At 45.5% G+C, this 4,890-nt stretch carries 4 protein-coding genes; all 4 read right to left on the minus strand.

Annotation, left to right across the window (positions count from 1 at the left end; translation table 11 throughout):
• A partial coding sequence (locus tag JJD41_RS24440) for a tetratricopeptide repeat protein (RefSeq protein ID WP_200670482.1) occupies window positions 1-3,496 on the minus strand: 3,496 nt, incomplete at its 3' end.
• Between the two features lie 335 nt (window positions 3,497-3,831).
• Complete coding sequence (locus tag JJD41_RS24445) at window positions 3,832-4,032, minus strand: hypothetical protein (RefSeq protein WP_200670483.1); 201 nt, start codon at window positions 4,030-4,032, stop codon at window positions 3,832-3,834.
• Window positions 4,033-4,048: 16 nt separating this feature from the next.
• On the minus strand, window positions 4,049-4,450 hold the full coding sequence (locus tag JJD41_RS24450; protein ID WP_200670484.1) for a hypothetical protein: 402 nt from the start codon (window positions 4,448-4,450) through the stop codon (window positions 4,049-4,051).
• Window positions 4,451-4,458: 8 nt separating this feature from the next.
• Window positions 4,459-4,611, minus strand: a complete 153-nt coding sequence (locus JJD41_RS24455; RefSeq protein WP_234489171.1) for a hypothetical protein — start codon at window positions 4,609-4,611, stop codon at window positions 4,459-4,461.
• Window positions 4,612-4,890: the final 279 nt, after the last annotated feature.

The following is a 4,890-nucleotide window of genomic DNA, read 5'->3' on the forward strand; positions in this document are numbered from 1 at the left end:
TGTAGGTATTCCCCAGATTCGTCAGAGTACCAGAGAGGTCTTTTTCCAGTCCCGAACGGCGGCGAATGGTGGCGGCTTCAGTGTAGGCAGTGATGGCATGATCTAAGTTGGTTGCCGGGTCTAGGCCCAATTGCGCTTGAATACTGTAGGCAGTCCCCAGATTCGTCAGGGTTTGCGCACGTTTTCCGGGATTATCAGCCCGCAGTGCTAACACCACATCATAGCCCCGGATGGCAATTGCTAGGGCTTCCCCATATCTGCCATCGGGAAACAGTCGAATCCTGGTGCAGGTATTTTCTACTACGCCTGCCACTCCTTCGGCTAGGTCAGGATCCTGAGTAACAAAGTCTTGCATCCATTGAGCAATGCTATCCCCCAAGGCGGGAACAATCAGCTCCATATTTTGCCGCATTACCTGATGGACTGCCGCTTCATCCCCACCATTTTGCATTTCTGCTTGCAGCAGTTGGAGCCAAAATTGTTGTAATGCTTGCTGAATTCTCTGGCCTGTGTTCAGATCTTGCCCAAACCTTGAACGAGGAGACAGATTAGCTTTTGAAGCTAATCTGGACAACGAATTTTGACAAATCTCTTCCCATTCATCATCGCCCAAAGATTGATAAAGATTTTTTGCCCTTTGGGTTGACTCTTCTGCTAAATGAAAATCTCCTATACTTTCATGGCATTGAGCCAACATATAATGGGCATTCGCTTCATGTTGATTTTGCTCCAACTCAACTGCCAAGCTCAAAGCCTGCCCAAAATATTCAAGCGCCCGGGTCCATTGTTTCTGATAATTTAAAATACAACCAATATTATACAAGCAAGACTGCTTAGAAGCCGTTTCATTCAACTCTTGCAAAAGCCCTAAGCGTTGTTCCTGTGCTGCCAAAGCTTGCTCATAATTGTTTAATTCCTTCTGCAACGTTCCCTGATAATCCAACGCTTTGGCTGCCCAATCTTTGACCCCCAATTCAATATACAAGCCAGTCGCCTGCTGATAATGCGCGATCGCCGCTTGCGCCTGTCCCAAATTCCGGCAACATTGCCCCATCATATACCGAGAATTGGCAAGTTTATAAGTTTGATTACTATCCTCAGTTAATGTTTCCGCTATCTGCAAAGCGGCTTCAAAACCAGATAAAGCGTCCTGATATTTCTGGGTATTAAACTGGAAACTTGCCAAGTCATACAGACAACTGTGTTCGGAAGTGCGATCGGCCAATTCCCGGAAAATCTCTAACCGCCCCTGGTAAGAGCCAATCGCCCCCTCATACTGTCCCAACTCCCGATACAAATTCACCAGATAGTCTAATCCCAACAAAGCCCACTTTGTCTCCTTGACTTCCACATACAACTCAACCGCTTGCTCATACCCGGAAATTGCCGCTTGCTGTTGTACCAAATTCCGACAACATTGCCCTTGCATATAATGAGCATTGGCTTGAGAATGTTTTAGCTCTAGTTTTTGGGCTAAACTCAGGGCTAAATCAAAATATTCCAGGGCGTTTTCCCATTGCTTTAGGTCATCATACAAACTCCCAATCTTATATAAACACGACTGTTCAGCCTTTGTATCGCCCAATTCCCGAAAAATCTCTAACTGCCGCTGGTAAGAGGCAATAACCTGTTCATCCTGTTTCAACTCCCGATACAAATTTACCAGATAGTCTAATCCCGATAAAGCCCATTTTGTTTCCTTAACTTCCACATACAACCCAACCGCTTGCTCATACCCGGAAATCGCCGCTTGCTGCTGTCCCAAATTCCGATAGCATTGCCCCACCATATATGCAGCATTGGCTATATTTTTTTGCTGTTCCAACTTTTTAGCTAAAATCAGGGCTTCTTGATAATATTCCAGGGCTTGGGTGAATTGCTGGCGACGATTATAAAGGTTACCAATTTCATAAGCAAGAGACTGTGCTTTGATATCCTCTCCTTTGTCTTGGATTAGCTGAAACCGTTTTTTCTGACAGTCTATTTCTTGTTCAAGTTGCTGCAATTCTCGATAAAGGTTAAGTAAATGTTCTAATCCTTTTTCTGCCCACTCTTTTACCCCAACCTGCAAGTACAACTCAACCGCTTGCTGATATGGGGAAATCGCTGCTTGCTCCTGTCCCAAATTCCGATAACATTGCCCCACCATATATGCAGCATTGGCTAGATTTTGCGGCTGTTCCAACTTTTTAGCTAAAATCAGCGCTTCTTGATAATATTCCAGGGCTTGTATGAATTGCTGGCGACGATTATAAAGGTTGCCAATTTCATAAGCCAAGGACTGTGCTTTGATATCCTCTCCCTTGTCTTGGATAAGCTGAAACCGTTTTTTCTGACAGTCTATTTCTGGTTCAGCTTGCTGCAATTCTCGATAGAGGGTGAGTAAATTTTCTAACCCTTTTTCTGCCCACTCTTTTGCCCCCAACTGCCCATACAAATCCACCGCTTGTTGATAGGGGGAAATTGCTGCTTGATTTTCTCCCAAATTGCGATAACATTCCCCCAGCATATAATTATTGTTGGCGGTTTTCCAACTCTTTCCCTGGTCATCGTTCAAGGTGTTGGCGAGTTCTAAGGCAACCTGAAACCCGGATAATGCCTCTGGATAGTGTTGGCGATTAAACTGATATATTGCTAGTTCATATAAGCTGAGGTGCTGATTGACGGGTTCTCCTTGTTGCTGCCAGAAATTGGCTTGAAGTTGATAAGATTGGATGAGTTTATCGGGATGGTTGAGTTGCTGGGAAATCTGAATTAACCAGGTTAAGGTTTCCTGTTGCGCTGCTGTATTTTCTAGCTGCTGGACTAAGGCTAACCGTTGTTCCAAATACTGCAATCCTTGAGATAAGTCTCCCCCCTGCCAATGACTGCATCCTAACCAGGCTAAGGCTACGTTTTCTAGGGTTTGGTCTTTCAGGGTTTGGGCGGTATCCAGGGCTGAGGTGAAACAGGCGATCGCCTGGGGGAAATCTGGCTGAGAATAGTACAGTTTCCCCAATTCTACGGCTATCTCGGCGCTGGCTTTTAGGTCATCAAATTCTAACAAAACTTGGATTTGCCGTTTATAAAGCGCGACTGCTTCGGGGACTTGCTGATTTTGGAGATACCTTTGTCCCTGTTGGACTAACTGCTGCCAAGGTTGCGCGGCAAACTCATGTTGTTGGAGTTGCCGAAACAACCGATATCCCTGAAAAAAGGCTGCTACTGCTTGCTCGAATTCGGCGATCGCCTGTTGAGTAAATCCCAAATAATAGTGCGCGACTGCCTCATTCGTTTGATTCCCCAACTCCCGCGCTAGATTGAGATATTCTGTCAGGGTGGTAAGGGCGCTATGCCATTGTTGGTTCTGATAATAAGCAATCCCCAACTTTCCCAGAATTTCCGATTCCGCAGGGCGATTATCTTGGCGAGATTCGGTGCGATCGCCTCGCTTCCTAATTTGGATTAACTGTTCCTGTAAGGCAGCAACTTGCTCTTGAGGAGTTGGCGTACTCATGGGGAAATGCTTAACTTTACATTTTCCTGAGCTTAACCCAATTTTCCCGATATGCCTATAAATTGAAATGATTTTGTTTACAAAACAATATACAAATTTATAACTCAGTTCTTACCGGAGAATAGCAGAGGTATTTACCATAACTTCAACCGTAGCTTTCTTGCGGTTTCAGTTGAAAACTGGTTTTCCCCACTCCAGACACTCAGCAATTCTTGAATCCAGGAAAAACTAGCCGGAATCTGTTGTTCGTTTATGGTACTGAATGCAGTAGTGGGGTAGTTGCTTAACTTGCCTCTGGAGGTTCACAAGAACGCAAGGACACAAAGGGTCTGGGGTCAATGATTCCCCTTTCTAATTCTCTGCAAATCCTGCCAAAATTCCTCTCGCGTTACAGACTCTAACATTTCACTTCGTTCTTGAGTATAATCACCCTGTCCCCACCCCATTTGTTGCAAAAAGCGAATCGCATCGGACTGTCCCAAATGATTGACTAAAATCTGACAGCCTTTTTCTCTTAACTCTACTGCATTCATCATCCATAACTCCTGATTATTATTCCTGTAAAACCTGAATCAGCCAAACCACCGGATTGCTAATAGCAACCTTAGAAAGAAAAATATCCGCCCCAGCCGCTTCAGCACAAGCCAGATGAAAAGAATCGAACAGCCCAAACCCAAACTGTTCTAATTGTTGTGAACGTTCCTCCACTGTCGGATTAATTTCTTGCATCTGGGTTGCTAACGCCAAAAGACTAAGGATGCTAGTTTTTTTCTCCAGATTTCGCATTTTTTCCAGTTCCACTGCGATCGCTTCACTCGAAATGAGTTGCCATTCTCCCGTGCGAACTCGTTCCAGAATCGTTAAAACTGAGTCCCCCTCTAGCCGAACCCGTTCCTGCGCCCAGTCATCAAAAGGGCGATTGAGACAACACACATCTAAATATACCGCAACCATCAAACCCCCTACACATTAGCTCCCACAAACTCGCACGCCTGCACAAACCTCTCATCCAGCAACTCCAGGTGACGGTTAAGGATTTGCGGCTCTTCCCCACTGGTACAGGTCAGCAGTTCTTGAATCAGGGAGGGATAGGCTTTGATGCGTTCTTCATTCATGGCGACACCGGGGTACTCGCTATCTCTTGGTTATAACGCAACACCCCCACCATCCCATAAAAACCATGCCCCCAAAACAACGCAACCTAGGAGAATGGTCATCTAGGGGCTTGGTTTCCAAGCCCTCTGAGGTTGGGTTTGGAGATCAAACCCCTACGTTATTGATTGGGGATTGGGGACGGGTTTGGAGACCAAACCCCTACGTGAGAATGGTAATGTAGGGGCTTGGTTTCCAAGCCCTCTGAGATTGGGTTGGGAGACCAAACCCCTACGTTATTG

The sequence above is a fragment of the Oxynema mangrovii CENA135 genome, assembly GCF_016632315.1.
In the GTDB taxonomy this organism is placed as follows: domain Bacteria; phylum Cyanobacteriota; class Cyanobacteriia; order Cyanobacteriales; family Laspinemataceae; genus Oxynema; species Oxynema aestuarii.